The organism is Pseudomonas sp. 10S4, assembly GCF_034344865.1.
Classification (GTDB): domain Bacteria; phylum Pseudomonadota; class Gammaproteobacteria; order Pseudomonadales; family Pseudomonadaceae; genus Aquipseudomonas.
Window position 1 is genome coordinate 616432 of sequence record NZ_CP133774.1, and the last position, 24465, is coordinate 640896.

22 protein-coding genes, 5 pseudogenes and 1 riboswitch are annotated in these 24465 nt (G+C 59.5%); of the genes and pseudogenes, 13 read left to right on the forward strand and 14 right to left on the reverse strand.

Going from position 1 to position 24465, the window contains the following annotated elements:
- Positions 1-332: 332 nt before the first annotated feature.
- Both RHM58_RS02855 and RHM58_RS02860 read right to left on the reverse strand, forming a co-directional pair.
- A complete protein-coding gene (locus tag RHM58_RS02855) occupies positions 333-2015 on the reverse strand; it encodes a fatty acid--CoA ligase (protein WP_201206601.1) in 1683 nt (560 codons plus the stop codon).
- A 148-nt stretch (positions 2016-2163) separates the two neighbouring features.
- Positions 2164-3348 (reverse strand): MFS transporter, encoded by a 1185-nt coding sequence (locus RHM58_RS02860; protein ID WP_201206603.1) that lies wholly within the window; start codon positions 3346-3348, stop codon positions 2164-2166.
- 85 nt (positions 3349-3433) lie between these two features.
- On the opposite strand from RHM58_RS02860, the gene RHM58_RS02865 reads away from it, so the two are divergent.
- Positions 3434-4204, forward strand: coding sequence for an AraC family transcriptional regulator (locus RHM58_RS02865; protein ID WP_201206604.1), 771 nt, complete (start codon positions 3434-3436; stop codon positions 4202-4204).
- 115 nt (positions 4205-4319) lie between these two features.
- On the opposite strand, the gene RHM58_RS02870 is transcribed toward RHM58_RS02865, so the two are convergent.
- Entirely contained in the window at positions 4320-4949 is a 630-nt protein-coding gene (locus RHM58_RS02870; RefSeq protein ID WP_322269624.1) for a LysE family translocator, read from the reverse strand.
- 323 nt (positions 4950-5272) lie between these two features.
- Between RHM58_RS02870 and RHM58_RS02875 the strand changes: the two are divergent.
- From RHM58_RS02875 to RHM58_RS02885, 3 genes and pseudogenes are all read left to right on the forward strand, one after another.
- A pseudogene (locus RHM58_RS02875) lies at positions 5273-6237 on the forward strand (2-hydroxyacid dehydrogenase).
- A gap of 32 nt (positions 6238-6269) precedes the next feature.
- Positions 6270-7268, forward strand: a complete 999-nt coding sequence (locus RHM58_RS02880) for a class I SAM-dependent methyltransferase (RefSeq protein WP_201206610.1) — start codon at positions 6270-6272, stop codon at positions 7266-7268.
- A 51-nt stretch (positions 7269-7319) separates the two neighbouring features.
- Positions 7320-7442: riboswitch (yybP-ykoY riboswitch) on the forward strand.
- 89 nt (positions 7443-7531) lie between these two features.
- Positions 7532-8116, forward strand: a complete 585-nt coding sequence (locus tag RHM58_RS02885; RefSeq protein ID WP_201193568.1) for a TMEM165/GDT1 family protein — start codon at positions 7532-7534, stop codon at positions 8114-8116.
- Positions 8117-8267: 151 nt separating this feature from the next.
- Here RHM58_RS02885 and RHM58_RS02890 read toward each other — a convergent pair whose 3' ends face one another.
- Complete coding sequence (locus RHM58_RS02890; RefSeq protein WP_322269625.1) at positions 8268-9086, reverse strand: M48 family metallopeptidase; 819 nt, start codon at positions 9084-9086, stop codon at positions 8268-8270.
- Positions 9087-9346: 260 nt separating this feature from the next.
- Between RHM58_RS02890 and RHM58_RS02895 the strand changes: the two are divergent.
- A pseudogene (locus tag RHM58_RS02895) lies at positions 9347-11487 on the forward strand (methyl-accepting chemotaxis protein).
- 107 nt (positions 11488-11594) lie between these two features.
- Here RHM58_RS02895 and RHM58_RS02900 read toward each other — a convergent pair.
- The 3 genes and pseudogenes from RHM58_RS02900 to RHM58_RS02910 all read right to left on the reverse strand — a co-directional run bounded on the left by RHM58_RS02900 (position 11595) and on the right by RHM58_RS02910 (position 12705).
- Positions 11595-12217 (reverse strand): annotated as a pseudogene (locus RHM58_RS02900) (SOS response-associated peptidase).
- 35 nt (positions 12218-12252) lie between these two features.
- A complete protein-coding gene (locus tag RHM58_RS02905; RefSeq protein WP_201206618.1) occupies positions 12253-12513 on the reverse strand; it encodes a putative signal transducing protein in 261 nt (86 codons plus the stop codon).
- Positions 12514-12523: 10 nt separating this feature from the next.
- A pseudogene (locus RHM58_RS02910) lies at positions 12524-12705 on the reverse strand (CPXCG motif-containing cysteine-rich protein).
- 142 nt (positions 12706-12847) lie between these two features.
- Between RHM58_RS02910 and RHM58_RS02915 the strand changes: the two are divergent.
- Positions 12848-14011, forward strand: a complete 1164-nt coding sequence (locus tag RHM58_RS02915; RefSeq protein WP_201257038.1) for a 1-acyl-sn-glycerol-3-phosphate acyltransferase — start codon at positions 12848-12850, stop codon at positions 14009-14011.
- Between the two features lie 162 nt (positions 14012-14173).
- On the opposite strand, the gene RHM58_RS02920 is transcribed toward RHM58_RS02915, so the two are convergent.
- Entirely contained in the window at positions 14174-14458 is a 285-nt protein-coding gene (locus RHM58_RS02920) for a hypothetical protein (protein WP_201257039.1), read from the reverse strand.
- Positions 14459-14652: 194 nt separating this feature from the next.
- Here RHM58_RS02920 and RHM58_RS02925 point away from each other — a divergent pair, with 194 nt between their 5' ends.
- Positions 14653-14859 carry a hypothetical protein gene (locus RHM58_RS02925; protein WP_054045634.1) on the forward strand — a complete coding sequence of 69 codons (207 nt, stop codon included), beginning with the start codon at positions 14653-14655 and terminating at the stop codon, positions 14857-14859.
- A 325-nt stretch (positions 14860-15184) separates the two neighbouring features.
- Here RHM58_RS02925 and RHM58_RS02930 read toward each other — a convergent pair whose 3' ends face one another.
- On the reverse strand, positions 15185-15769 hold the full coding sequence (locus RHM58_RS02930; protein WP_201206627.1) for a YajG family lipoprotein: 585 nt from the start codon (positions 15767-15769) through the stop codon (positions 15185-15187).
- Between the two features lie 204 nt (positions 15770-15973).
- Here RHM58_RS02930 and RHM58_RS02935 point away from each other — a divergent pair, with 204 nt between their 5' ends.
- From RHM58_RS02935 to RHM58_RS02945, 3 genes and pseudogenes are all read left to right on the forward strand, one after another.
- A complete protein-coding gene (locus tag RHM58_RS02935; protein WP_201193542.1) occupies positions 15974-16207 on the forward strand; it encodes a hypothetical protein in 234 nt (77 codons plus the stop codon).
- A 786-nt stretch (positions 16208-16993) separates the two neighbouring features.
- A pseudogene (mqo, locus tag RHM58_RS02940) lies at positions 16994-18124 on the forward strand (malate dehydrogenase (quinone)); the annotation flags it as partial.
- Positions 18084-18455, forward strand: a complete 372-nt coding sequence (locus RHM58_RS02945) for a malate:quinone oxidoreductase (RefSeq protein WP_322270806.1) — start codon at positions 18084-18086, stop codon at positions 18453-18455. The pseudogene mqo and the gene RHM58_RS02945, both read left to right, overlap by 41 nt.
- A 76-nt stretch (positions 18456-18531) precedes the next feature.
- Here RHM58_RS02945 and RHM58_RS02950 read toward each other — a convergent pair whose 3' ends face one another.
- From RHM58_RS02950 to RHM58_RS02960, 3 genes are all read right to left on the reverse strand, one after another.
- The gene (locus RHM58_RS02950; protein WP_092278109.1) at positions 18532-18819 is read right to left on the reverse strand and encodes a PA4642 family protein; all 288 of its coding nucleotides are present in this window, start codon (positions 18817-18819) and stop codon (positions 18532-18534) included.
- A 63-nt stretch (positions 18820-18882) separates the two neighbouring features.
- Positions 18883-19368: a hypothetical protein gene (locus tag RHM58_RS02955; protein WP_201206631.1), complete on the reverse strand. Its 486-nt coding sequence runs from the start codon at positions 19366-19368 to the stop codon at positions 18883-18885.
- A gap of 178 nt (positions 19369-19546) precedes the next feature.
- Entirely contained in the window at positions 19547-20104 is a 558-nt protein-coding gene (locus tag RHM58_RS02960) for a hypoxanthine-guanine phosphoribosyltransferase (protein WP_133840271.1), read from the reverse strand.
- Between the two features lie 174 nt (positions 20105-20278).
- On the opposite strand from RHM58_RS02960, the gene upp reads away from it, so the two are divergent.
- From upp to RHM58_RS02975, 3 genes are read left to right on the forward strand one after another with little or no spacing between them, the layout of a single operon-like run.
- Positions 20279-20776 carry a uracil phosphoribosyltransferase gene (gene upp, locus RHM58_RS02965; protein WP_322269628.1) on the forward strand — a complete coding sequence of 166 codons (498 nt, stop codon included), beginning with the start codon at positions 20279-20281 and terminating at the stop codon, positions 20774-20776.
- Positions 20754-20924: a uracil phosphoribosyltransferase gene (locus RHM58_RS02970; RefSeq protein ID WP_322269630.1), complete on the forward strand. Its 171-nt coding sequence runs from the start codon at positions 20754-20756 to the stop codon at positions 20922-20924. The genes upp and RHM58_RS02970 overlap by 23 nt, the downstream gene beginning before the upstream one ends.
- 2 nt (positions 20925-20926) lie before the next feature.
- A complete protein-coding gene (locus tag RHM58_RS02975) occupies positions 20927-22201 on the forward strand; it encodes a uracil-xanthine permease family protein (RefSeq protein WP_201206633.1) in 1275 nt (424 codons plus the stop codon).
- A 140-nt stretch (positions 22202-22341) separates the two neighbouring features.
- Here the strand turns inward: RHM58_RS02975 and hemH are convergent, their stop codons facing one another.
- The gene (gene hemH, locus RHM58_RS02980; RefSeq protein ID WP_322269631.1) at positions 22342-23367 is read right to left on the reverse strand and encodes a ferrochelatase; all 1026 of its coding nucleotides are present in this window, start codon (positions 23365-23367) and stop codon (positions 22342-22344) included.
- Positions 23368-23380: 13 nt separating this feature from the next.
- Positions 23381-24283 carry a TIGR01777 family oxidoreductase gene (locus RHM58_RS02985; RefSeq protein WP_201206637.1) on the reverse strand — a complete coding sequence of 301 codons (903 nt, stop codon included), beginning with the start codon at positions 24281-24283 and terminating at the stop codon, positions 23381-23383.
- Positions 24284-24465 lie beyond the last annotated feature (182 nt).

Consider the following 24465-nt stretch of genomic DNA (forward strand, 5'->3'; position numbering starts at 1 on the left):
GTGCATTATTGTTATGGCAGTGAGTACTTTTAAAAACGTTGTGGGTGACCGGGAGCCAAGAGATCCCGACGTCAATCCAAATGTGCATCGCCCCGTTTGTGCGTTTGCTCCGTTCTTAAAAATCCTTGAGCGGACTATAGCCAGCAGGTAGTACGGCTTGATCCCTCTAAAGTGTGATTTGCAGCTGCCGGCCACTCTGGAACAGTCCTTTCGCCAGTCCGACACATGTCGGCACGGCAAGGATGGCTGAAAATTTGGATTTAACAAGCCAAGCGCTTGCTTGGTGGGGCTGGCGTGCCTTTTCGGGCACGCCAGTGGAGCTCAGATAACGCTTAAAGCGTCGAGAGGAAGGTGCTGTTGTTGGCCTGCCATTCGGTGATGTCGAGGCGGATACGCTTCTTGTCGAGCTTGCCGACACTGGTCTTGGGAATTTCAGTAACAAGGGCAATCTGGCTCGGGATCGCCCACTTGCTCAGGTGCCCCAACTCAACGAACGGCTTGAGGTGTTCCTTGAGTTCCCTGGCCCCGATCACATGGCCCTCGCGGATCACCAGCAAGGCAAACGGGCGCTCGCCCCACTGCGGATCGGCAATGCCCACCACTGCTACTTCACGTACCGCTGCGTGACGGCTGATCAGATCTTCGAGGTCCAGGGACGAGATCCACTCGCCGCCGGTCTTGATCACGTCCTTGATCCGGTCACGGATGTCAATCACGCCCATGCTGTCCAGCGTCGCCACGTCGCCGGTGTGCAACCAGCCGCCGGCCCAGAGCTCGGCGCCCTTCTGGGGCTCGTTGAAATAACCTTCGGTGAGCCACGGCGCACGCAGCACCAGTTCGCCCTGGGTCTCGCCATCGGCGGGCAGGAAGTTGCCATCGCTGTCGATGATCGCCGCGTCCACCAAGGGACCCGGCACGCCGGCCTTGATTCGATAGGTGGTGCGCTCGTCTTCGGTGCCGGCCATCAACTCGTCGTTGAGGTGAGCGCACGAGACCAACGGCCCGGTTTCCGACATGCCGTAAGCGGCGGTCAATTGAATACCCTTGGCCTTGGCAGACTCGTACAACGTGCGGTTCAGCGCACTGCCGCCAATGACGATTTTCCAGCCGCCGAAATCGACGTTCTGCGCAGCCTTGGCGTTGAGGACCATTTGCAGGATGGTCGGCACGCAGTGGGAAAAGCTGACCTTCTCTTTGCGCCACAGCTCCACCAGGTATTCCGGGTCGTAGCGGCCGGGATAAACCTGCTTGAGCCCGAGCATCGTCGCCACATACGGCAAGCCCCAGGCGTGCACATGGAACATCGGCGTAATCGGCATATAGACGTCGTTGGTACCCAACAGCCGCACGCTGTCGATGGAACCCATGATCGTCGACACGCCCATGGTGTGCAGCACCAGTTGCCGATGGGTGAAGTACACGCCTTTCGGATTGCCGGTAGTGCCGGTGGTGTAGAAGGTGGTCGCGACGGAGTTTTCGTCGAAATCCTGGAAGTCGTACTGCGTGCTCGCGGCGGCCAGCAGTTGCTCGTATTCACCGACAAGGTTCGGCAAATCGGCGGTTTTCTCTGGCAGGTCGGTCAACAGCAGGGTTTTCTCAACCGTGGTCAGGTGCCCGGCGATGGCTTGATACAACCCCACGAACTCGCTGTTGACCAGCACGAAGCGGTCCTCGGCGTGGTTCATGGTGTAGAGGATCTGTTCCGGTGACAGCCGCACGTTGATCGTGTGAATAACCGCGCCAATCATCGGGATGGCGAACATACATTCCAGGTAGCGATGGCTGTCCCAGTCCATCACCGCCACGGTATCCCCGGCCTTGACCCCGGCCGCCGTCAACACGTTGGCCAACCGTGCGACCCGCTCGATCAACGTCGGGTAGCTGTAGCGCAATTGGTCGCGGTACACGATCTCGCGGGTTTTCTCGTAACGAGCGCCGGACATCAGCAGTCGTTTAATCAGCAACGGATACTGGTAAGCGCCTTCGGCTGGCGGAATAACGCGAGTCTGCAACATAAGAATCCCTTTTCTGACTACACGGTGTTGGCTATTAAAGATCATTACTCTAGAGCCGTTATACCGCAGCCAAATCAGTCTAAGGAATGATTTGCACAGCTGTACAAATGCTAGCTTTGCGCCAGCATTTGCAGGATTTCGTCACCGGTTACGCCGTTTGCCCTACAGCAGCCTCAGACGGCGTCCGTGGGAAAACCAGTGCAGCGACGAAGGTCAACGCCGCAAAACCCGCCAATATCAGGTAAAGCCCTACAAATCCCTGGCGTGGTTCGACGAACGAAATTAGCGGAATCGCAGTAGCACTGGCACCGAACGATAAACAGTAACGCAGCGCAAAAACCCGGGATTGCCACTGCGGCGCGACGAAGTTGGCGACCATCGCGTCATTCACCGTGACCTGGCCAAACACCACGAACATGAACGCCGCGCCCAGTGCAATCACGGCCCAGCCATCCACGTAGGCCAATCCGAACAGCAGCGGCGCCTGGCACAACGTCAACACAAGGAACGGCCATTTCAGACTGAAACGATGCAGGACCCGGCCGATGCTCAACTGCGCCACGGCGCCGAAGGCATACGCCAGGCTGACCACAACGCCCAGGATTTGCGGCGAAGCAAACAGATCGTGCAGGCGCTCTTGAAACAGTTTCGGGTAGGTCATGGTCGTGGCGTTGAACACCACGCCGCCGGTCGCCGTGGCCAGGGCCAGCACACCGAACACCATGACCATGGAAATCCGCTGGCCGGCCGCGCCTTTGAGCGGCGTATGGGGACGCTTGGGAATCGGCTCTTCACGCACCTGCAAGGCAAAACCGATGCCCAGAACAATCGCCACCACGCCCGGCAGAATGAACGCCGAACGCCAGCCGAACTGCGCCACCAGCAACACGGTGATCAGCGCCGAAAACGCCACGCCAAGGTTGCCCCACATACCGTTGATGCCGATTTCCCGGCCACGGTTCTGTGCATAGGCCACCAGCATCGCAGTGCCCACCGGATGATAAATCGCGGCGAAGATCCCGATCAGCGTCAGGCCCAGTACCAACATGGGTGCGCGGGTGCTCAACCCGGTAAAGATTGCCGAGGCGCCAATTCCGAAGAAAAACACCAGCATCATCTTCCGCCGGCTCCAGTGATCACCCAGCCAACCGGCCGGTAGCGAACAGGCGCCGAAGGCAATGAAGCCGCCCAAGGACAGGCCGATCAGCGCGGCGTAATCCAGGGCGAAGGCTTGGGTCATGCCAAGAATGGCGGCGGGAAAGATCAGCATGAACATGTGGTCGATCACATGGGCTGCGTTGATGTAGCGGATGACGTTTCTGGATTGGTTCATCGCGGCACGCTTTACGTTGTAGTGAGCGGCTTATGCTAAGTTGGCGAAAAAGCGTATTCCTGACAACAAAGTCATCGGAACCGACATGTTAATCAGCCACTTCCAGCACGGCCCGGTCAGCGCCTATCCGCGCGATTACATGGATGGCGCTCACCAAGAGCTACATCAACATCGCGAAGCACAGTTGCTCTATGCCGTTTGCGGGACCATGCGGGTGGTCACGGCGCAGGGCGCCTGGGTGATTCCGCCGACCCGGGCGGTGTGGATTCCACCCATGGTGGCCCATGAGATTTTCATGTCCGGTGAGGTGCGTATGCGCTCGCTGTTCATTGCTCCGGAACTGTCGCCGCCGAGCCTACAACAATGCTGCGTGCTGGCCGTTACGCCGTTGCTGCGCGAGTTGATCCTGCGGGCAGTGCAAGGCCCGCAACACGCGGGAAATCCGTTGATCCAGAAGTTGATGCTGGAAGAAATCGCCGGCCTGGAAAACCTTCCCCTTCATATCCCTATGCCCGAGGACCGGCGCCTGCAAGGCATCTGCCTGGCACTGCTGCGCACACCGGACCACCCCAACACGCTGGAAGACTGGGCCCAGCAGGTCGGCGCCAGTTCACGAACCCTGGCGCGGCTGTTCCAGCAACAACTGAAGATGAATTTCAATGCCTGGCGCCAGCAACTGCGCCTGATGGAAGCCCTGCCGCGCCTGCTCGTCGGTGAAAGCGTGCAGAACGTGGCGCAGGATCTGGGCTACGGCAGCGCCCGGGCGTTCAGCGCGATGTTCCGCCGCTTGCTCGGGGAGAACCCTCGGGAATACCTGAGTGCGTTGAACAAATTGAGCGAACTCAATCCCGTGTAGGAGCTGCCGAAGGCTGCGATCTTTTGATCTTCGGCGTTTCAGTACCGTTAAGATCAAAAGATCGCAGCCTTCGGCAGCTCCTACAAGGATCAGGGTCGTTCTTTTCAGGGTGCTATCAATGCATCTCGGTGAACGCGAGTTTCACGCCGATGGCGATCAGCACCGCGCCCATGGTCCGGTCGAACCAATGGCCCATGCGGGCGAAACTGGCGCGTACGCGCTGCTGGCTGAACAGCATTGCCACCAGGCAAAACCAGAACGCCGTCGCCACCGCGAGATAAACCCCGTAACCAGCCTGCACGGCCAGCGGCGTGTGCGGGTTGATCACCACGGTGAACAGCGACAGGAAAAACAGCGTGGCTTTCGGGTTCAGGCCATTGGTCACGAAGCCTGAGGTGAAGGCGCCGCGAGCAGTGCGCTCGCCGACTTCCTTGTGCAAATCGTCCGCCACGGGTTTGGCCGGTTGTGCCCGCAGGGCCTTGAAACCGATGTACAGCAGGTACGCGGCGGCGGCCCATTTCAAGGCGTTGAACAGCACGATCGACTGGGACACGATCAGGCCGATGCCCAGCAGCGAATAGCCAACGTGGAGGAAAATCGCCGACCCCACACCCAGCGCGGTCCAGGTCCCGGCACGTCGACCGTGGGTCACGCTCTCACGCACCACCACGGCAAAGTCCGGGCCGGGGCTGGCGACGGCCAGCAGGTGAATCAGGGCAACGGTCAAAAACTCTGTCCAGTACATGGGGGCTCCTCTAGGGCGACGTGGTCAATAAATAAACTGAAGCAAACTCAATTTCTATGGCTTGCATAAAACCTGTGGCGAGGGGCTTGCCCCGTTCGGCTGCGAAGCAGCCGTAAATCGGTGCACTCGGTACACCTGATGAAGCCGGGTTGCTGTTGAAAGGGGCCGCTTCGCGCCCCAACGGGGGCAAGCCCCCTCGCCACAGGACTGCGCCGTACTTCAAAGTCTCAACCGAGTGACTTTCAGCCAGTGCGTAACCATTTGTTTCATCTGGTAGGCTCGGCAGATTACGCCTTCAGTTCATTGCACAAAAGGTACAGTTGATGACGAACTCTCGCCGCGCCGTTTTCCTCGACCACCCGTCCCTGGATCTGGGCGACCTCAACCTGAGCCCCTTGCGCGAGTGCTTCAGCGATTTGCAGTTGTTCGCCCAAACCACGCCGGACCAAGTGATCGAGCGCCTCAAGGGCGCCACCGTCGCCATCAGCAACAAGATCCTGATCGATGCCGCCGCCATGGCCGCCAACCCTGAATTAAAGCTGATCCTGATCACCGCCACCGGCACCAACAACGTCGATCTGGCCGCCGCCCGCGCCCACGGGATCACCGTTTGCAACTGCCAGGGTTACGGCACGCCGTCGGTGGCCCAGCACACGATCATGCTGTTGCTCAATTTGGCGACACGCCTGGCGGACTACCAGAAAGCCGTCGGCGAAGGTCGCTGGCAGCAAGCGAAACAGTTCTGCCTGCTGGATTACCCGATCGTCGAACTGGAAGGCAAAACCCTCGGCCTGCTCGGCCACGGTGAACTGGGGGCGCCGTCGCACGGCTGGCCGAAGCCTTCGGCATGCGCGTAGTGCTGGGGCAGATTCCAGGTCGCCCTGCCCGCCCGGATCGCTTGCCGCTGAATGAACTGCTGCCGCAAATCGACGCGCTGACTCTGCACTGCCCGCTCAACGAACACACCCGCCACTTCATCGGCGCCCGTGAGCTGGCCTCGATGAAACCCGGTGCCTTCGTGGTCAACACCGCCCGCGGTGGCTTGATCGACGAACAGGCACTGGCCGATGCGTTGCGCAACGGTCATTTGGGCGGCGCCGCCACCGATGTGCTGAGCGTCGAACCACCGACCGCTGGCAATCCGCTGCTGGCCCACGACATCCCTCGACTGATCGTCACCCCGCACAACGCCTGGGGCAGTCGCGAAGCGCGGCAGCGGATCGTTGGGCAATTGACCGAAAACGCTCAGGCGTTCTTCAGCGGTACAGCGCTGCGGGTCGTCAGTTGATAAACTGCCGCACTTTTTTCAAGGAGCAGAGTATGGATCCGCGCAGTGAAGTACTGCTTCGTCAGGCCGAGTTGTTCCAGGGTTCGGTGTTGTTGGCCGGTTTGCCCGCCGACGACTTGCTGGGCCGCCTGCCCGACGCCCACGGCTGGTGCTGGCATGCCGGCGATCAAGCGACACTGGACGCACGCTTCGCCGATCGCAGCCAGTTTGGCGTGAATGCGCCCGAGCGCGAATTCGAAACCGCCGTGGTGTTTCTGCCCAAGTCCAAGGATTTGACCGACTACATCCTCAACGCCCTCGCCTCACGTCTGGCCGGGCGCGAGTTGTACCTGGTCGGCGAAAAACGCAGCGGTATCGAAGGCGCGGCCAAGCAACTGAACCCGTTCGGCAAACCGCGCAAGCTCGACAGCGCACGGCATTGCCAACTGTGGCAGGTCACCGTCGCCAACGCGCCAGAAGCCAAGTCGCTGGAAAGCCTGGCCCAGGAATACGAACTGCCATTGGCCGAAGGGCCGCTGAAAGTCATCAGCCTGCCGGGCGTCTTCAGCCACGGTCGCCTGGATCGCGGCAGCGCGCTGTTGCTGGAGCATCTGGACAAATTGCCGAGCGGCCACTTGCTGGACTTCGGTTGCGGTGCCGGCGTGTTGGGCGCGGCGGTCAAGCGTCGTTATCCACACAATCAGGTCACGTTGCTCGACGTGGATGCGTTTGCCGCCGCCAGCAGTCGTCTGACATTGGCCGCCAACGGTCTGGAAGCCGAGGTGATTACCGGTGATGGCATCGATGCCGCGCCGATGGGTTTGAGTGCGATTTTGAGTAACCCACCGTTCCATGTCGGGGTGCACACCGATTATTTCGCGACCGAGAACTTGCTGCGAAAAGCAGCCAAACATCTGAAAAACGGTGGCGAACTGCGCCTGGTTGCGAACAGCTTCCTGAAGTATCAACCGCTGATCGAAGAGCACCTCGGCGTGTGTGCGATCAAGGCTGAAGGACAGGGTTTCCGGATCTACCGGGCCAAACGCGGCTGAAACTTCTTTTAAAAAAGAGGCTTGCCCAATCGGATTTGCCTAGGCAGAATCCGCTCCGTCCTAGGGGAGTAGTCTCCCACGAGCGCCATGCTCGTCCGGCATACGTCAACATACTTGGTCAACAGACCATGGCGTATGCGACCTAAGCGTCCGCACAGACGGATCGCCAGGGTTTGACAAGACCTATGACACGAACACCTTACCCGGGGCGGGAAGGCTGTACGTGTCATAGCCGTGTCGACCCGCCCCTTAGGAAAACCCTGATGCTGGATTCTCTTCTCGTTCCTACCGCAATCGTTGCCTTGGCCGAAATCGGCGACAAGACGCAACTGCTCGCGCTCATTCTAGCCGCGCGCTTTCGCAAACCCTGGCCAATCATCGCCGGTATCGTCGCCGCGACGCTGGCCAACCACGCGGCAGCCGGTGCGGTAGGTGCCTGGTTTGGTAGCTTCTTCACGAATGCGACGCTGCACTGGATCCTCGCCGCGAGCTTTACCGCAACGGCATTGTGGACCCTGGTACCGGACAAGATGGATGACGACGAAGCCAGCACCGCCCGCAAGTTCGGGCCGTTCCTGACCACACTGATCGCGTTCTTCCTCGCCGAAATGGGCGACAAAACCCAGGTCGCCACCGTGATGCTCGCCGCGCAATACCCGGACCTGTGGCTGGTGATCATCGGCACCACCGCCGGTATGTTGATCGCCAACGTGCCAGTGGTATTGGCCGGTAACTTTGCGGCGGACAAACTGCCATTGACCTTGATTCGTCGCCTGGCGGCAGCGGCGTTCTTTGTGCTGGCGATTGTCGCGGTGTACAAGGCGATGCAGAGCAGTGGGTGGGTTTGACGGCGTAGGTCGGTAGACCGCGTTATCGTTCTTCGCGAGCAAGCCCGCTCCCACAGGGGAATCTCGGTGGCCACAATATTTGTGAGCACTGGTGATCCAATGTGGGAGCGGGCTTGCTCGCGAAGGCGTCAGCAGCCTCGCCCCATGAATATCAGGACTTCGCAGCTTTCTCGTACAACGGCATCACCTTCGGAATCGCTGCCTGCAGCGAAGCAATCCGACTGGTCGACGCCGGGTGAGTGCTCATGAATTCCGGCGACGAACCTTCGGAAGCCTTGCTCATCTTGTTCCACAAGGTGATTGCGGCATTCGGGTTGTAGCCGGCGTGAGCCGCCAGTTCCAGACCGATCAGGTCGGCTTCGTTTTCGTTGGCGCGGCTGTTGGGCAACGTCATACCGTAGTTGGCCACGGTGTCGGCCAGGGCCAGGCTGTCCTGCCCCAGACCGAACAAGGCACCAGCGCCCTGCTTGGCCATTTCGATGCCATAGGCCTTGGACATTGCTTCACGACCATGCTCGCGCAAGGCGTGGGCGATTTCATGACCCATGACTGCGGCGATTTCATCGTCGGTGAGTTTCAGGCTGTCGATCAGCCCGGTGTAGAAAATGATCTTGCCGCCAGGACCGCAGTTGGCGTTGAGTTCATCGCTCTTGATCAGGTTGACTTCCCACTTCCACTGGGCCGAATCCGGACGGAAGTTCGGCGCCTGGGCAATCAGCCGATCGGCAATGGCCTGGATACGCTTGGCGTCGGTACTGGTTTTGTCCAGTTCGCCTTTGCTCGTCGCCTCCCCTACTGTCTTCTGATAGGACTGGGCATACATCTGGTTGACCTCATCCGAGGACAGCATGCTGAACATGTACTGCTTGCGCTCAACGCCTACGGCTCCGCCGCTGGTGGTGTTGACCGACTGACAACCCGCCAGCAGCAATGCCGCGCTCAGTGCACTTACAACCAATGACTTGTTCATCCAAAAGCTCCCTGAAAACATGCCGCATATCCTAGGACGTGAATTGTATCGGCGCCAGATACAAAAGACGCGTAGCACGCACTTTCCGAAAAGAGGCTGCTCTTTGTAGGAAAAAATTCACATCCCTCACACGCCACGCCCGCAATGCCCATATGCGACATCCAGCGCTCCAAAACAGTCATTTCGCCATCACCCGCTCATGGTCCCCGATCCCTCTGCCGATACCCCAACGCAGACGTCCTCTTGCGTGCGGAGCCCCCATGAAATTCAAGTCGATCCAGTTTTCCGTGGCGGCCCTTGCCGGCGCTATCGTCCTCAGCGTTGTTGCCGCCCTGGTGCTGTACGCGCTGTTTTCCGGTGCCCGGACGCAAGACATGGTCCAGGAGCGGACCCAGGCGCAGTTCGAACAAGTCATCGAGCAACGCCTGACGTCCCTGGCGCAGACCCAGGTCAGCCAGATCCAACGTGAACTCGAAGCGCCGCTGCTGATTGCCGGCGGACTGGTGCGCGTTAATGAACTGATCGGCACGCCGGGGGCTGATGGCCAGCCGCAACTGAATCTGAGCCGTGAGCAGTTGATCAGCCTGATCAAGGAAAACGTCACCAAGAACCCGAAAATCCTCGGCACCTACATCGGCTGGGAAAAAACGCCCTGGACCATAACGACGCGGCCTACGTCGACACCAAGGTGGTCGGCATCGACGCCGCCAACGGGCGTTTCCTGCCGTGGTGGTTCCGCAACGAGGATGGCAGCCTGGGCCTGGACAAACTGGTGGACGTCGACGACCAGAAAACCCTGTCCACCGGCGTGCGCGCCAGCGAGTACTACCTGTGCTCGAAGGAGACCAAAAAATCCTGCGTGATCGATCCGGCGCCCTACAAGGTCGGCGACAAAATCGTCATGCTCGCCTCCTTTATTGAACCGATCATGCTCAACGGTACCTTTCAGGGCATCGTCGGCGCGGACCTGTCGGTGAACTTCATCCAGGAAATGCTGCTGGGCGCCAACCAGAAACTGTATGGCGGCTCAGGCGTGATGGCGCTGATCGGCGGCAATGGCCGAATCGTCGCCTACACCAAGGACCCGAGCAAATTCGGCGAGAAGGTCAGCGACATCCTCGACAGCCAGCAGATCGCCAATATGTCCAATCTCAAGCGCGGCGAAGTGACTTACACGGTCGACAAGGCCCAGGGCCGGATCGAGTTGTACCTGCCATTCGGCATCGGCCAGACCGACGCCCGCTGGACGCTGATGCTGCAATTGCCGCTGAACGCAGTGATGGCGGACTTGCAAAAACTGCAAGGCGATCTGGATAAACAGCGCAAATCCGACACCTTCGGCATGGCCATGGTCGGGTTGCTGATTGCCGGTATCGGCTTGCTGGTGATCTGGCTGGTGGGCCACGGCATTGCCCGTCCGCTCAAGCAAATGGTGGCCATGCTCGACGACATCGCTCAGGGCGAAGGCGACCTCACTCGACGCCTGACCAGCGACCGCACCGACGAATTGGGCTCGATCGCCAAAGGCTTCAACACCTTCCTGGCCAAGTTGCAGGCGATGATCACCCAAGTGGTGACGTCGGTGCAGAGTGTCAGCGATTCGTCGGAACACACCGCCGACATTGCGATTCGCACCAATATCGGCGTGCACAAGCAAATGGCCGAGATCGATCAGGTCGCCACGGCGGTGCACGAAATGACCGCCACCGCTCAAGACGTGGCGCGTAACGCGACGTCCGCGGCGCAGGCGGCCAGTCATGCCGATCAGGCGGCAGCCCAAGGCATGCAGATTGTGCGCGACACCTCGAATTCGATTGGCGTGCTGGCGGTGGAAATCGGTAAAGCGGTGGCCGTGGTGCAAACCCTGGCCAAGGACAGCGAGAACATCAACGCGATCCTCACCGCCATTCGCGGGATCGCCGAGCAGACTAATCTGCTGGCCTTGAACGCGGCCATCGAAGCGGCCCGCGCCGGTGAACAGGGCCGTGGTTTTGCGGTGGTGGCCGATGAAGTACGCAACCTGGCGCAGAAGACCCAGAAGGCCACCGAAGAAATCCAGACCATGATCCAGCAACTTCAACAAGGCACCCGCGATGTGGTGCGGGTCATGGAAGACAGTCAGAACCGTACCGACGAAAGCGTGCAGCACGCGGCGAAAGCGGCCGAGGCGCTGGAGACGATTACTCAAGCAGTGTCGGTAATCAACGACATGAACACGCAGATTGCCAGCGCCGCGGAGGAACAGAGTGCGGTGGCTGACGACATCAATCGGAACGTGATCAACATTGGGCAAGTGGCGAATGAAGTGGCGGGCGGGGCGGATGAATCGAGCGCGGCGAGTGCAGATCTGACCAAATTGGCGGAACAGCAGCGGCGGTTGATCAATCAGTTCAAGGTTTGATCCGAGGCCCTCTTCGCGAGCAAGCCCGCTCCCACATTGGATCTGTGGCGTTCACAAATCCCTGTGGGAGCGGGCTTGCTCGCGAAGGCGTCGGAACAGACGCCCAATCAGCCGGGGGTCAGACACTCCGGCCCATTCAGCTTCGGATCATTCACCAGATTCGCCAGTACCCGCTCACGCAATGGGGCGGGCTCACTGGCCAGCAACCCCTGCAACACATGCAACGGCGTCTCGGGATCAAGCCAGGCGGCTTGCCCCGCCTCATCCAGAATCAACGGCCGACGCTGACTCGCCGCCGGCTGAGTGATCACCGCCGTGCTCAGCCACACCTGTTCCTGCACCGGATACGCTTCCCAGATCGCTGCGAAAAACAGCGCCGAGCCCTCCCCGGCGTCAGCCAATACGGACGTTTGCGCTGGGTGCCGCGCCACTCGTAGAAACCATTGGCCGGCAACAGGCAACGGCGCTCGCGCAACGCCTGGCGGAACATCGGTTGTTCGGCGACGGTTTCGGCCCGGGCATGGGCCGGCGTGCGCGACAGGTCGGTCAGCCACGGCGGCGTCAGGCCCCAGCGGGCACGGGCCAGTTCACGCTGGCCGCTGGTGCCGGCACGCAGCATCAACACCGAATCGTTGGGAGAAATATTCCACTGGGCCTGCTGATCGGCGGGAAAGCCAGGCAGGGCCGCGAAGGCGGGGTTCCAGCGAAACAGGGCATAACGTCCACACATGGGGCAACACGACTCTTGATAAAACGAACGTCAGCCTAACAGACCAGGGTGCCGGGAAAACTTTCCGGTTCATCACCGGGCATCGGCAGCGCGGCATTGTAGGCGGTGATCAGCTCTCGGGCGTATTGCGCCTGGTCGTTATCCACTGACAATCCCAGCAACCCGTAAATCGGCAACTCGCCCGTGCCGCCGAGCAAATCACGCCCCACCAGATGCGCCTCGATGCCCTCGCTGGCGAGCATGCTTTGCAGCAATTCACCTTCCATCAGGTTTTCCGGTTCGTAGATTCGCTGCATCGGGCGCCCCTCAATCGTTTTCGCTAAAAACTTCGAGATGCCATTCCTCTCCGTCAACCTGCAACACAAACGTGATCGGTCGACAACACACCTGACAGTCCTCGATATAGGTCTGATCTCCCCGGACAGATCCAGAGAAGTCTCAACCTCCTCACCACAATACGGACATTCATAAACTGCGGGTTCCAGCATCGCGGTCTCCCAGGTGACTTGTGCGTATAATCGCCGGTCTATTTGCAGGGCTATTTTTGTCTGGCTAACTTTTCAGACCGTGCCCCGTTGGTTTTCGATCAAAACCTTTACTTACCCTAGCCGTTTCTAACAAGAGAGCATGATGGGCGAATTCGATGCCATCCGACCTTACGACGACAGCGAAGTCCCAGCGGTGCTGGCACGGCTGCTCGGCGACAAGGCGCTTCTAGATATTCTCATCCACTTCCGCTTCCCGCGTTACGCCGGTGCTTTCGGCTGGATGCTCAAACCTCTTATAGCTCATCGGCTGCGCCGTGAGTTCGCCGGCGTCAATTCGGTGGCCACATTGCAGGACAAAGTCGAAGTTTATGTCGACCACACCATCGAACGCGCCACCGACGGCGTGACTTACACCGGCGTCGAGCAGTTCAAATCTGGCAGCGCTTACCTGTTCATCGCCAACCACCGCGACATCGTGATGGACCCGGCCTTCGTCAACTATGCCGTGTACCACGCTGGCCTGCCGACCCCGCGCATTGCCATTGGCGACAATCTGCTGCAAAAGCCCTTCGTCAGCGATTTGATGCGCCTGAACAAGAGCTTCATCGTGCACCGTTCGATCACCGGTCGCCGCGAGAAGATGGCCGCTTATCAGTTGTTGTCGGCCTACATCAACCACTCGATCCGCAAAGACTGCGCCTCGATCTGGATCGCCCAGGCCGAAGGCCGGGCCAAGGACGGCGACGACCGTACCGAGTCGGCGATCCTCAAGATGTTCCACATGAGCCGCAAGGACGAGCCGTTCGGCGAGGTCATTCAGTCGCTGAACGTCACCCCGGTGTCGATCAGCTACGAATACGACCCGTGCGACCAGGCCAAGGCCCGCGAGCTGTTTATCCGCGCGACCACCGGCAGTTACACCAAAGTGCCGGGCGAGGACGACGTGAGCATCGCCAAGGGCATCACCGGCTACAAGGGCCGAGTCCACGTGAACTTTGCCACGCCGATCACCGAGCTGTTCGATGACACCAAGCAATTGGCGATCGAGATGGACCGGCAGATCCTCGGCGGCTACCGGTTGTTCCCGGTGCACTACCTGGCGTACGCCATGTGGAAGGACGCGGATCCGCAACTGCAGGTGCCGAAAGCGACCGAAGTGTTTGCGGCGGATGAACTGGCCAAGGCTCAGGAAGAATGGCAGCGACGCCTGGAAGCCTGCCCTGAGGAGCATCGGCCGTTCATGGTGCTGCAATATGCGACGCCGGTGAGGAATCAGTATCGGGTGAAGGCCGGGCTGACGCTTTAAGCGGTTTGACCCGATACGACAACGGCGCCCCTGTGGCGAGGGGCTTGCCCCCGTTCGGCTGCGCAGCAGTCGTAAGATTTAGGGGTCGCTTCGCAACCCAACGGGGGCAAGCCCCCTCACCACAGGCAAGCTCCACTGTTCACAGGGTTTTGAGTCAGCAGCTTAAAACCGTGTGCTGATCCACGACACCACTAGCGCCACGCCCAGGCAAGCGAAGCCGAATCGATAGAAAAACCGGTTCATGCGCTGGGTGGCGCCATCCAGCATCAACATCGAGTCATCGACGCGGCGGTTCTGGGTGGCTGCCTCAAGAACGGCCAACGCGCGCTGTTCACGGCGACGAGTGGCGTGCAACAACCAACTGCCCGGGAAGGCGAGCAGCAAGGCCAGCAAGTTGATCAATTTGGCGGGATGGTTGGTAAACAGCGAAATCAAATGCAACGACATCACGGACCTCGGGCAGAACCAGGGTGGCAGGCGCCGGACCGACGACTGCGGCGTGGATTCTACCGAAAGCCTGCCCGCCTGCCCTCACCTTTGCGACAAATAACGCACCACTTGGCCGATACCTGTCCGGCGTCACAGCATCGTCATCTGAATGCGCCAGTCTGGCGCCCCTCGAAACCCACACAGAGTTCAACATGCTGCACGCCGAAAACCAGGACCGCCTCTACCTCATCGCCCAAAGCGACGAACAGCAGAATCTCGTTGGCAGCCTTGCCTTCAACGTCCAGGACCGCCACTGGCTGGTGTATTGCGCATTGGGCGGGCATCAACATGCGGACTTGCCGGAGACGGATTTGCTGACCGGCGTGAGTGTGCTGGATTTTTACTCCGAAGCAGCGTGATGCTTTAGATCCATGTAGGAGCGAGGCTTGCCCGCGAAAGCGGTGTGTCAGTCGACACTAATGTTGAATGTTCGGTCCCTTCGCGGGCAAGCCTCGCTCCTACAGGGTTCAGAGTTGATCGGTCATTATGTGGCCTCCGCCAATCCCATGTGGGAGCGGGCTTGCTCGCGAAAGCGGTGGGTCAGCTGCATTGATGTTGACTGACACACCCTCTTCGCGAGCAAGCCCGCTCCTACATTGGGTCGGCGTCACCCACAAAAAATCGCAGACACAAAAAAGCCCGGAACCATCACTGGCACCGGGCTTTTTTGAATCTCGCGAAAGGTTATTCGCCGAGCATCTGACCCACGGTCGGGTCCTTGAACAGGCGCGTCAGCGCGTCGCTCAACACATCGCTGACCAGTTTGGTGTTGGTTTCCTGGTTCGGCGCCATACCGAAACGCTGATCCAGGGAAGCACCGTAACGGCCGCTGTAACGACGGTTGGCGTTCTGCACATCAGAGCGGAAGGTCGCGCCGATGGTCGCTTCAGTCACATACATGCCTTCTTTAGGCGACTGATAACTCAGCTCCGCCAGGGTCACGGTCAACTGCGGCGCGTTCATGCCGTTGGACACCGGGGTGAAACCCAGCAAACGCACGGCGGCTTCAGCCTGGGCTTGCAGCTTCGGCAGAATCTGCGCGCCCTGCACGGTGATCGCGCTGGTCTCAGGGTACAGACCGCCACGGGTTCCCAGGGTTGGCGACGGACGGCCATCCACCACACGCACCACAACCTGCTGGCCATGGCCAACCGGCGCCAGCTGAGTGGTCAGCTTCGGTTCCGGGCTCAGTTGTTGCGGGCTGTGGGCGCAGCCAACCAGGGTCAAACTGGTCACAGTGATCAAACCGAACAACAGGCGTTGCAACATGCTCTTCTCTCCAGAATCAGGCACTAACAGTGCTCGCAGTATAGCGGTGGGCGCCTGCGACGAACTAGGGGACTACAAACATTACTGAAATCTCTGACGAACCCTTCAGACCGCGGCTCCTGTCACAAATATGTCACCGTCCTTACACTTGCACGTCACGGCTCGCGGGCATGCTTCACAGCAGCCCCCACAAGGTACTTCGCCATGCGTTATCTGATCTCGCTGTTCGCACCACGCCCATTGCACCGCAGCTTTGCCCTGCTCGACCGCAACGGCCACTGCCAGGCTTTCAAGCAGTGCAGCCTCCAGCCCATGGGCGATGGCTGGGTCGAAATTGAAGAAATCCGCCTCAACTGGCTGCACCATCCCCTGCCCGCCAGCGCCCGCATCAGCCAGCGCCAGCCACGCGCACGCGCTCAACAGCTGTTGACCACCTGACCAGACGCCTAATAAAAGTCATTAAACACGTCCATTTCCCTGCGTTTCTTAGATACAATCTCACCCCGATTATAAGGACGTCTCCTGATCGGGCCTCGCAGCATCGTTAATGCCTCGGTATTGACACCCCGCACCGCCCACAGAGAGCCGCCCACACAGATCGAGTGAAGCTGGCGCGCTTGCTGTTCCCTGAGCAAAAACCCCACTTTTCGCGAATCTGCAGAGCTGTCATTACGCTCGGTTACTGAGCTGTTTGCCCGTTTTGCCTGTCATGTATTCCATGGCGGCAATCCATCCGGGCACGGTGCCAGGCTGGGACAGCCCTTTTTTGAGGTTCACGTCTTCAAAAGAGCGTGAAAAAAACGGGTTTTCACAACTTCACAAGAGTGTGGCGAGCAAATGAATAGTTTTGCGTCTGAACATGCACCATTAGCGTCTGAAACAGCCCAACGACACAGGACCGAGTACTCCTCGAACACCGGAGCCTGAAGCCTGTCCGCTACGGATTTGGTTGCACAAACGGATGTCTCGACCATAAGTCGAATTGCCAGTCGCGCGCTGAAATGAGTTCATGTGATTCATAGGCCCGGCCGGTAGCGTCCGTCGAAGTTGCGAAAAATTGCGAAGATTCGGACATGGCGATCCTGGCCATGGGTACCTGGGGCATCACTGACACGCCCCGTCACTCCTGGCAGCTATGCCGACAATTTGGTGCTGCAGATTTTGGAGACGCGTTAAATGGCGCATAACGAAGCAGTCGACGTAGTACTCGTTGGGGCCGGCATCATGAGTGCCACCCTCGCTGTACTGCTCAAAGAGCTCGACCCCGCGATCAAGCTGGAAGTCGTCGAGCTAATGGATTCCGGTGCTGCGGAGAGTTCCAACCCATGGAACAACGCCGGTACCGGTCACGCCGGGCTGTGTGAGCTCAACTACACGCCTCAGGCCGCCGACGGCACCGTCGACATCAAGAAAGCCGTGCACATCAACACCCAGTTCGAGGTGTCGAAGCAGTTCTGGTCGTACCTGACCAAAAAAGGCACCTTCGGCTCGTGCAAATCCTTCATCAGCCCGGTGCCGCACCTGAGCTTCGTGCAAGGCGACAGCGGCGTGTCCTTCCTCAAGGATCGCTTCAACGTGCTGAGCAAGCACCACGCCTTCGCCGACATGGAATACACCGAAGACAAGGCCAAGATGGCCGAATGGATGCCGTTGATGATGCCGGGCCGTCCGGCCGACGAAGTCCTCGCGGCCACCCGCGTGATGAACGGCACCGACGTCAACTTTGGCGCGCTGACCAATCAACTGCTCAAGCACCTGACCAGCGCACCCGATGCCCAGGTCAAGTACTGCAAGCGTGTGACTGGCCTCAAGCGTAACGCCAATGGCTGGACCGTCAGTATCAAGGACGTCAACAGCGGCAACACCCGTGAAGTCGACGCCAAATTCGTCTTCCTCGGCGCTGGCGGTGCGGCATTGCCGCTGTTGCAGGCGTCGGGCATCGAAGAAAGCAAAGGCTTCGGCGGCTTCCCGATCAGTGGCCAGTGGCTGCGTTGCGACAACCCTGAAGTGGTCAAGCATCACCAGGCCAAGGTCTACAGCCAGGCAGCGGTCGGTTCGCCACCGATGTCCGTGCCGCACCTGGACACTCGCGTGGTCGATGGCAAGAAGTCCCTGCTGTTCGGGCCATACGCCGGTTTCACCACCAAGTTCCTCAAGCATGGTTCTTTCATGGATCTGCCGATGTCGGTACGCGCCGGCAACATCGGCCCGATGCTGGCCGTGGCGAAAAACAACATGGACCTGACCAAGTATCTGGTCAGCGAAGTGATGCAATCGATGGAACAGCGTCTGGAATCCCTGCGCCGCTTCTACCCTGAAGCGAAAGCCGAAGACTGGCGCCTGGAAGTGGCCGGCCAACGGGTGCAGATCATCAAGAAAGACCCGAAAAAGGGCGGCGTTCTGCAGTTCGGTCACCGAACTGGTCGCGGCCAAGGACGGTTCTCTTGCTGCCCTGCTCGGCGCTTCGCCAGGCGCTTCGGTGACCGTTTCGATCATGCTGGAACTGATCGAGAAGTGCTTCCCGAACAAAGCGTCCGGTGAGTGGGCTGCCAAACTGGCGGAAATCTTCCCGGCTCGGGAAAAGGTCCTGGAAACCGACGCGGCGCTGTATCGCAAGATCAACGCGCACAACAACGTCGCGCTGGAACTGGTTGAAGCCAGTAACGAGACCGAAAGCTACGCTTGATTCGGTCCCATAAAAAACGCCCCGTTCTCATTGAGAGCGGGGCGTTTTTTTATGCCGCTGATCTTGGCTTTTGATCTTAACCGCGAGCCTTGGCGATCAATTCGATGTACTCGGCCGCATTGCGCTGATCCTTGATCACCGCGACGAAATCATTGCCGTGCTCATCTTTGCCGTCCAGATCAAACCCGGCCTCGACGAAAAACGTCAGGAAACGCTCGAAGTCGTCGATGCGCAGGCCGCGATAAGCCTTGATCAGTTTGTGCAGGGACGGGGAAGTGGCGTCGACCGGTTCAAAATCGAGGAACAGTTTGATCTGCTCATCGCCGATCTCGTCACCAATCACTTGCTTCTTATCTTTACGCATTGCCGACTCCAGCTCGCAGACATTTCACGGGGCGGGCAGTTTACCCCTCGTTTGACGCCGGGCTCAACGCGAACGAACGCTGCCGGTGTGCAGATCGGCCCAGACATGGCCGTTGGCGTAGCTGAGGAACTGGCAATACACCGTGTCGTTGCGCAGCAGATCGATCACCACCCGGTATTGGGCCAGCGGGTAGTAGAGCGTCAGGGTTTTACTTTTTTCGTCGTAGATCGGCTTTTTCAGGCTTTTGCTTTCACCATCGAAGTTGACCAGCACCTGATTGATGCTCGCGCCCTTGTTCAAGGATTTGCCCTTGAGGCGGATCAGCAGTGGTGACGTGACCGGAATCGGCTGTTGGGTGGACTGGCGCTGGCTACCCACCACCACCGAATACTCGGTGACCTGCAACAGTTGCTGTTGCTCCGGTTCAGCGTCACGCAGGGTCAGGTCGTCCGGCGGCAAAAACTGTGCATGCATCGGCGCCGGGGCAGCGGCCAAGGGCAGACTGAGGGTCAGCAACAGGACGGCGCAGCTGCGGATCAAAAGACTCATGACGGGCTCCGGAGGCGAGGCCGAGCACTCTAGCATGGGTGTACAACGGTGGATGCAGAACACAGAACCATTGTGGGAGCGGGCTTGCTCGCGAAAGCGGTCTTACTGACACATTGATGTTGAATGTGCCGACGCTTTCGCGAGCAAGCCCGCTCCCACAAGGGATTGGTGCCGGGAGTTACATGCCTTTAACGGCAAAAATCCCGTTGGCGTTACGCCAGTAGCCTTTGTAGTCCATGCCGTAACCGAAGATGTAACGGTCGATGCACGGCAGGCCGACGAAATCGGCTTTGAGGTCCGGGCGAGCCTTGCGGTCGTGGTCTTTGTCGATCAATACGGCAGTGTGCACAGCGCGAGCGCCGGCGTGTTTGCAGTAGTCGATGATCGCGCCCAGGGTGTGACCTTCATCGAGGATGTCGTCGATGATCAGCACGTCACGGTCCAGGAACGAAACTTCCGGCTTGGCTTTCCAGAACAGGTCGCCGCCGCTGGTTTCGTTGCGATAACGGGTGGCGTGCAGGTAAGACGCTTCCAGCGGGAAGTGCAAATGGGTCAGCAGCTTGCCGGCGAAAATCAGGCCGCCGTTCATTACACAGAACACCACCGGGTTGGTATCAGCCAGCTGTTCGTTGATGTGTGCACCGACACGGGCGATGGCCGCCTCGACTTCAGCTTCGGTGTACAGGCAGTCAGCCTCTCGCATGATTTGACGGATATGCTCGAGATCAGCAGGCATGGCGCTCTCCAGGGGGTAAAGGGAGGGACGGATTCAGGAAAAGCGGGCAAAGGTACGCATCAAGCGAGGCCAGATCAAGCGTTTGTGGACTAACGTACCTTATGTCTATAGGACAACACCCTCGGATAGATTAATCTAGGCCGGTTTTTTTGCCCGCCGCCGGAGCCTTTCCCCATGCCCATCCAAGAGATCCGCCATCCGCTGATCCGTCATAAACTTGGCCTTATGCGCCGCGCAGACATTAGCACGAAGAATTTCCGTGAGCTCGCTCAGGAAGTCGGTGCCCTGCTGACCTACGAAGCCACCAAAGACCTGCCGCTGGAAACCTACGATATCGAAGGTTGGTGCGGCACTGTGTCGGTGGAGAAAATCGCCGGCAAGAAAATTACCGTCGTGCCGATCCTGCGCGCCGGCCTCGGCATGCTCGAGGGCGTGCTCGAGCCTGATCCCGGGCGCCAGAAGTCAGCGTCTGTAGGCGTGGCCCGTAACGAACAAACTTTGCAAGCTCGACCACCTACCTGGAAAAACTCGTTCCGGAAATCAACGAACGCCTGGCGATCGATCATCGACCCGATGCTCGCCACCGGCAGGCTCCATGGTCGCCACCATCGACCTGCTGAAAAAGGCCGGTTGCCGGGACATCCGCGCCATGGTGCTGGTAGCGGCACCTGAAGGCATCGCCGCCGTCGGGAAAGCTCACCCGGACGTGATGATCTACACCGCCTCCATCGACGAAAAACTCAACGAGCACGGTTACATCATCCCGGGCCTGGGCGATGCCGGTGACAAAATCTTCGGCACCAAGCAGAAGGACGCTTGAGCATGCAGGAAGAGTTCAACGATCCGCTCTGGCGCACAGTGCTGTCGGGTGCACAGATGCTGTTCGTGGCGTTCGGCGCCCTGGTGTTGATGCCGCTGATTACCGGCCTCGACCCGAATGTGGCGCTGTTCACCGCAGGTCTGGGGACGATTTTGTTCCAGATCGTCACCGGGCGTCAGGTGCCGGTGTTTCTGGCGTCGAGTTTTGCCTTCATTACCCCGATCATCCTCGCCAAGGGCCAGTTCGGCCTCGCAGCGACCATGGGCGGTGTAATGGCGGCGGGTTTCGTCTACACCTTTCTCGGCCTGGCCGTGAAGATCAAAGGCACCGGGTTCATTGACCGGTTGCTGCCACCGGTGGTGATTGGTCCGGTGATCATCTCCATCGGCCTGGCCATGGCGCCGATTGCCGCCAACATGGCGATGGGCAAGGCTGGCGACGGTTCCGAGCTGATTCATTACCAGACCGCGATGCTGATCTCGATGCCGGCGCTGCTGACCACCCTGATCGTCGCAGTGTTCGGCAAAGGCATTTTCCGCCTGGTGCCGATCATCTCCGGCGTGTTGGTAGGTTTTGCCATGGCGTTCTACTTCGGCGTGGTCGACACCGCGAAGATTGCCGCCGCCCCATGGTTTGCGATCCCGCACTTCACGGCACCGGAATTCAACTGGCAGGCGATTCTGTTCATCGTCCCGGTAGCCTTGGCCCCGGCCATCGAGCACATCGGCGGCGTGATTGCGGTCGGTAGCGTGACCGGTCGCGATTACCTGAAGAAGCCGGGCCTGCACCGCACCCTGCTCGGCGATGGCATTGCCACCACCGCAGCCGGTCTGTTCGGCGGCCCACCCAACACCACCTACGCCGAAGTGACTGGCGCGGTGATGCTGACCAAGAACTACAACCCGAAAATCATGACCTGGGCGGCGATCTTTGCCATCAGCCTGGCGTTTGTCGGCAAGTTCGGCGCGCTGTTGCAAAGCATTCCGGTGCCGGTGATGGGCGGGATTCTGTGCCTGTTGTTCGGCTCGATTGCGGCGGTGGGCATGAACACGCTGATTCGCCACAAGATCGACCTGAGCGAGGCGCGCAATCTGGTGATTGTCTCGGTGACCCTGGTGTTCGGGATTGGCGGCGTGCTGATCGGCACCGGCACAGGGCCAGACGACTTCGGCCTCAAAGGCATCGCACTGTGTGCGGTGGTGGCGATTGCGCTGAACCTGTTGCTGCCGGGCAATGACAGCTGGAAGCACAAGAAGGCGGATGATCCGTTGTTGTAAAAGTTGACGCATCACCCTGTGGCGAGGGAGCTTGCTCCCGCTTGAGTGCGCAGCACTCACAAAATCTTCATCGGCTGCGATAATTTTGGGGCTGCTTCGCGGCCCAGCGGGAGCAAGCTCCCTCGCCACAGTTTGTGTGCTTACAGGGCTATCGGTGCCCGCTCGCACAACATGTTCAACGCCCGCGCCCACTGCGGATCATCGTTAAGACACGGCACCAGCACCAACTCCTCTCCTCCCGCTGCGCGGAACTGTTCCAACCCGCGATCCCCGATTTCCTCAAGCGTCTCGATGCAATCGGCAACAAACGCCGGGCACATCACCAGAATCCTCTTCACGCCGCTTTTGGCCAGCTCATCGAGGCGTGCTTCGGTGTAGGGTTCGATCCACTTCGCCCGGCCCAATCGCGACTGGAATGACACCGACCACTTGCCATCGGCCAAACCCAGGCGCTTGGCAAACTCGGACGCGGTGCGCAGGCACTGGGCTCGGTAGCACGTCGCCAATACGGCCGGCGATGCATTCTTGCAGCAGTCTTCGTTTTTGAAGCAATGCTGGCCGCTCGGATCAAGCTTGGTCAGGTGCCGTTCCGGCAAACCATGAAAGCTGAGCAGCAGGTGATCGTGATCTTGCTCCAGATAGGGCTTGGCACTGGCCACCAGCGCATCGAGGTATTCCGGCTGATCGTAGAACGGCTGGAGAATCGAGAACTGCACGTCGAGCCTTTTCTCGCGCACGACACGTTTGGCTTCCTCGATCACCGTGGTCACGGTGCTGTCGGCGAACTGTGGATAAAGCGGCGCGAGGGTAATTCGCTTGTGGCCCTGGGCGGCCAGGCGCACCAGTGTCGACTCAATCGACGGCTCGCCGTAACGCATCGCCAACTCCACCGGGCCGTGAGTCCATTGGGCGGTCATGGCCTGTTGCAGACGTTTGCTGAGCACCACCAGCGGCGAGCCCTCCTCCCACCAGATCGAGGCGTAAGCGTGGGCCGACTGTTCCGGGCGCTTGAACAGGATCAGCGACACCAGCAAGCGTCGTACCGGCCACGGCAGGTCGATCACATACGGGTCCATCAGAAATTGATTGAGGTAACTGCGCACATCCGCCACCGAGGTGGAGGCCGGTGAGCCCAGGTTGACCAGAAGCAACGCGTGATCGGTCATGCAACATCCTATTTCAAAGGCGGCTGGAGAGATCGTCCAGGGCCGCGCGTAAATCAGTGAACTGGAAAGTGAAACCCGCTTCCAGCAAGCGCGCCGGCATGGCTTTCTGGCCACCCAGCAACAGCAATGACAACTCGCCCAGGGCCACCCTCAACGCCAGGGCCGGCATGGGCATGAACGCCGGGCGGTGCAACACGGCGCCCAGCGTCTTGGCAAATTCACGATTGCGCACCGGTTTTGGCGCGCAGGCATTATAGGGACCGCTGGCGTCGTTGCGATGCAGAAGAAAATCAATCAGGGCGATTTGATCCTTGATATGAACCCACGGCATCCACTGCCGACCACTGCCAATCGGCCCGCCCAGCCCCAGTTTGAATGGCAGCAACAGCCGCGACAAAAAGCCGCCCTCGGCGGACAGCACCAGCCCGGTGCGAAGCAAAATTACCCGAATGCCCAAAGCCTCGGCACGCAGGGCCGTCTCCTCCCAGGCGATGCTCAATTGGCTGGCGAAATCATCGATCACCGGCGGCGAGTTCTCAGTCAACTCGCGCTCGCCACCATCGCCATACCAGCCAACCGCGGAGCCGGAAATCAGCACCTGCGGTTTTTGCTCACGGCTTTCGAACCAGGCCAGCAACGTTTCGGTCAGGGTAATCCGACTACTCCAGAGCAGCGCTTTGCGCCGGCCAGTCCACAAGCGATCGGCAATGGGGGCACCCGCCAAGTTGATAACGGCATCCACCGGTTCCTCGCCAAGGTCTTCGAGACGGGCAATGCCTCGCACCTGAGCGCCACATATTTTCGCCACTTTTTCAGGCGTGCGACTCCAGACCGTGAGGCGATGTCCCTGGCTCGACCAGTGTTGGCAGAGCTGACGTCCTATCAAACCAGTACCGCCGGTCAGCAATATGTGCATGACTTCTTCCTCGCGTGGCGTTTTACCTTGATCACTAGTCTATTTTTATATGCAGGGATCTTTGGTATCGGGCAGTGTCTGTGTTTAACAATAGGCCAAGCTGTCAGAACGAGAACGCTAAAAGTTATACCAAAAAACAATATTGTACAGGTTTAAACCACGGCGTAGTCTGTACAGAAAGG

Excerpts from the sequence above, each read along its gene's own strand:
- RHM58_RS02985 (WP_201206637.1), bottom strand. The coding sequence starts at position 24,283 with ATGCACATATTGCTGACCGGCGGTACTGGTTTGATAGGACGTCAGCTC.
- RHM58_RS02880 (WP_201206610.1), top strand. The coding sequence starts at position 6,270 with ATGGATCCGCGCAGTGAAGTACTGCTTCGTCAGGCCGAGTTGTTCCAG.
- RHM58_RS02915 (WP_201257038.1), top strand. The coding sequence starts at position 12,848 with ATGGGCGAATTCGATGCCATCCGACCTTACGACGACAGCGAAGTCCCA.
- RHM58_RS02870 (WP_322269624.1), bottom strand. The coding sequence starts at position 4,949 with ATGTACTGGACAGAGTTTTTGACCGTTGCCCTGATTCACCTGCTGGCC.
- RHM58_RS02950 (WP_092278109.1), bottom strand. The coding sequence starts at position 18,819 with ATGCGTAAAGATAAGAAGCAAGTGATTGGTGACGAGATCGGCGATGAG.
- RHM58_RS02970 (WP_322269630.1), top strand. The coding sequence starts at position 20,754 with ATGGTGCTGGTAGCGGCACCTGAAGGCATCGCCGCCGTCGGGAAAGCT.
- RHM58_RS02890 (WP_322269625.1), bottom strand. The coding sequence starts at position 9,086 with ATGAACAAGTCATTGGTTGTAAGTGCACTGAGCGCGGCATTGCTGCTG.
- RHM58_RS02865 (WP_201206604.1), top strand. The coding sequence starts at position 3,434 with ATGTTAATCAGCCACTTCCAGCACGGCCCGGTCAGCGCCTATCCGCGC.
- RHM58_RS02925 (WP_054045634.1), top strand. The coding sequence starts at position 14,653 with ATGCTGCACGCCGAAAACCAGGACCGCCTCTACCTCATCGCCCAAAGC.
- RHM58_RS02855 (WP_201206601.1), bottom strand. The coding sequence starts at position 2,015 with ATGTTGCAGACTCGCGTTATTCCGCCAGCCGAAGGCGCTTACCAGTAT.
- RHM58_RS02905 (WP_201206618.1), bottom strand. The coding sequence starts at position 12,513 with ATGCAGCGAATCTACGAACCGGAAAACCTGATGGAAGGTGAATTGCTG.
- RHM58_RS02860 (WP_201206603.1), bottom strand. The coding sequence starts at position 3,348 with ATGAACCAATCCAGAAACGTCATCCGCTACATCAACGCAGCCCATGTG.
- RHM58_RS02975 (WP_201206633.1), top strand. The coding sequence starts at position 20,927 with ATGCAGGAAGAGTTCAACGATCCGCTCTGGCGCACAGTGCTGTCGGGT.
- RHM58_RS02885 (WP_201193568.1), top strand. The coding sequence starts at position 7,532 with ATGCTGGATTCTCTTCTCGTTCCTACCGCAATCGTTGCCTTGGCCGAA.
- hemH (WP_322269631.1), bottom strand. The coding sequence starts at position 23,367 with ATGACCGATCACGCGTTGCTTCTGGTCAACCTGGGCTCACCGGCCTCC.
- RHM58_RS02955 (WP_201206631.1), bottom strand. The coding sequence starts at position 19,368 with ATGAGTCTTTTGATCCGCAGCTGCGCCGTCCTGTTGCTGACCCTCAGT.
- RHM58_RS02930 (WP_201206627.1), bottom strand. The coding sequence starts at position 15,769 with ATGTTGCAACGCCTGTTGTTCGGTTTGATCACTGTGACCAGTTTGACC.
- RHM58_RS02960 (WP_133840271.1), bottom strand. The coding sequence starts at position 20,104 with ATGCCTGCTGATCTCGAGCATATCCGTCAAATCATGCGAGAGGCTGAC.
- RHM58_RS02920 (WP_201257039.1), bottom strand. The coding sequence starts at position 14,458 with ATGTCGTTGCATTTGATTTCGCTGTTTACCAACCATCCCGCCAAATTG.
- upp (WP_322269628.1), top strand. The coding sequence starts at position 20,279 with ATGCCCATCCAAGAGATCCGCCATCCGCTGATCCGTCATAAACTTGGC.
- RHM58_RS02935 (WP_201193542.1), top strand. The coding sequence starts at position 15,974 with ATGCGTTATCTGATCTCGCTGTTCGCACCACGCCCATTGCACCGCAGC.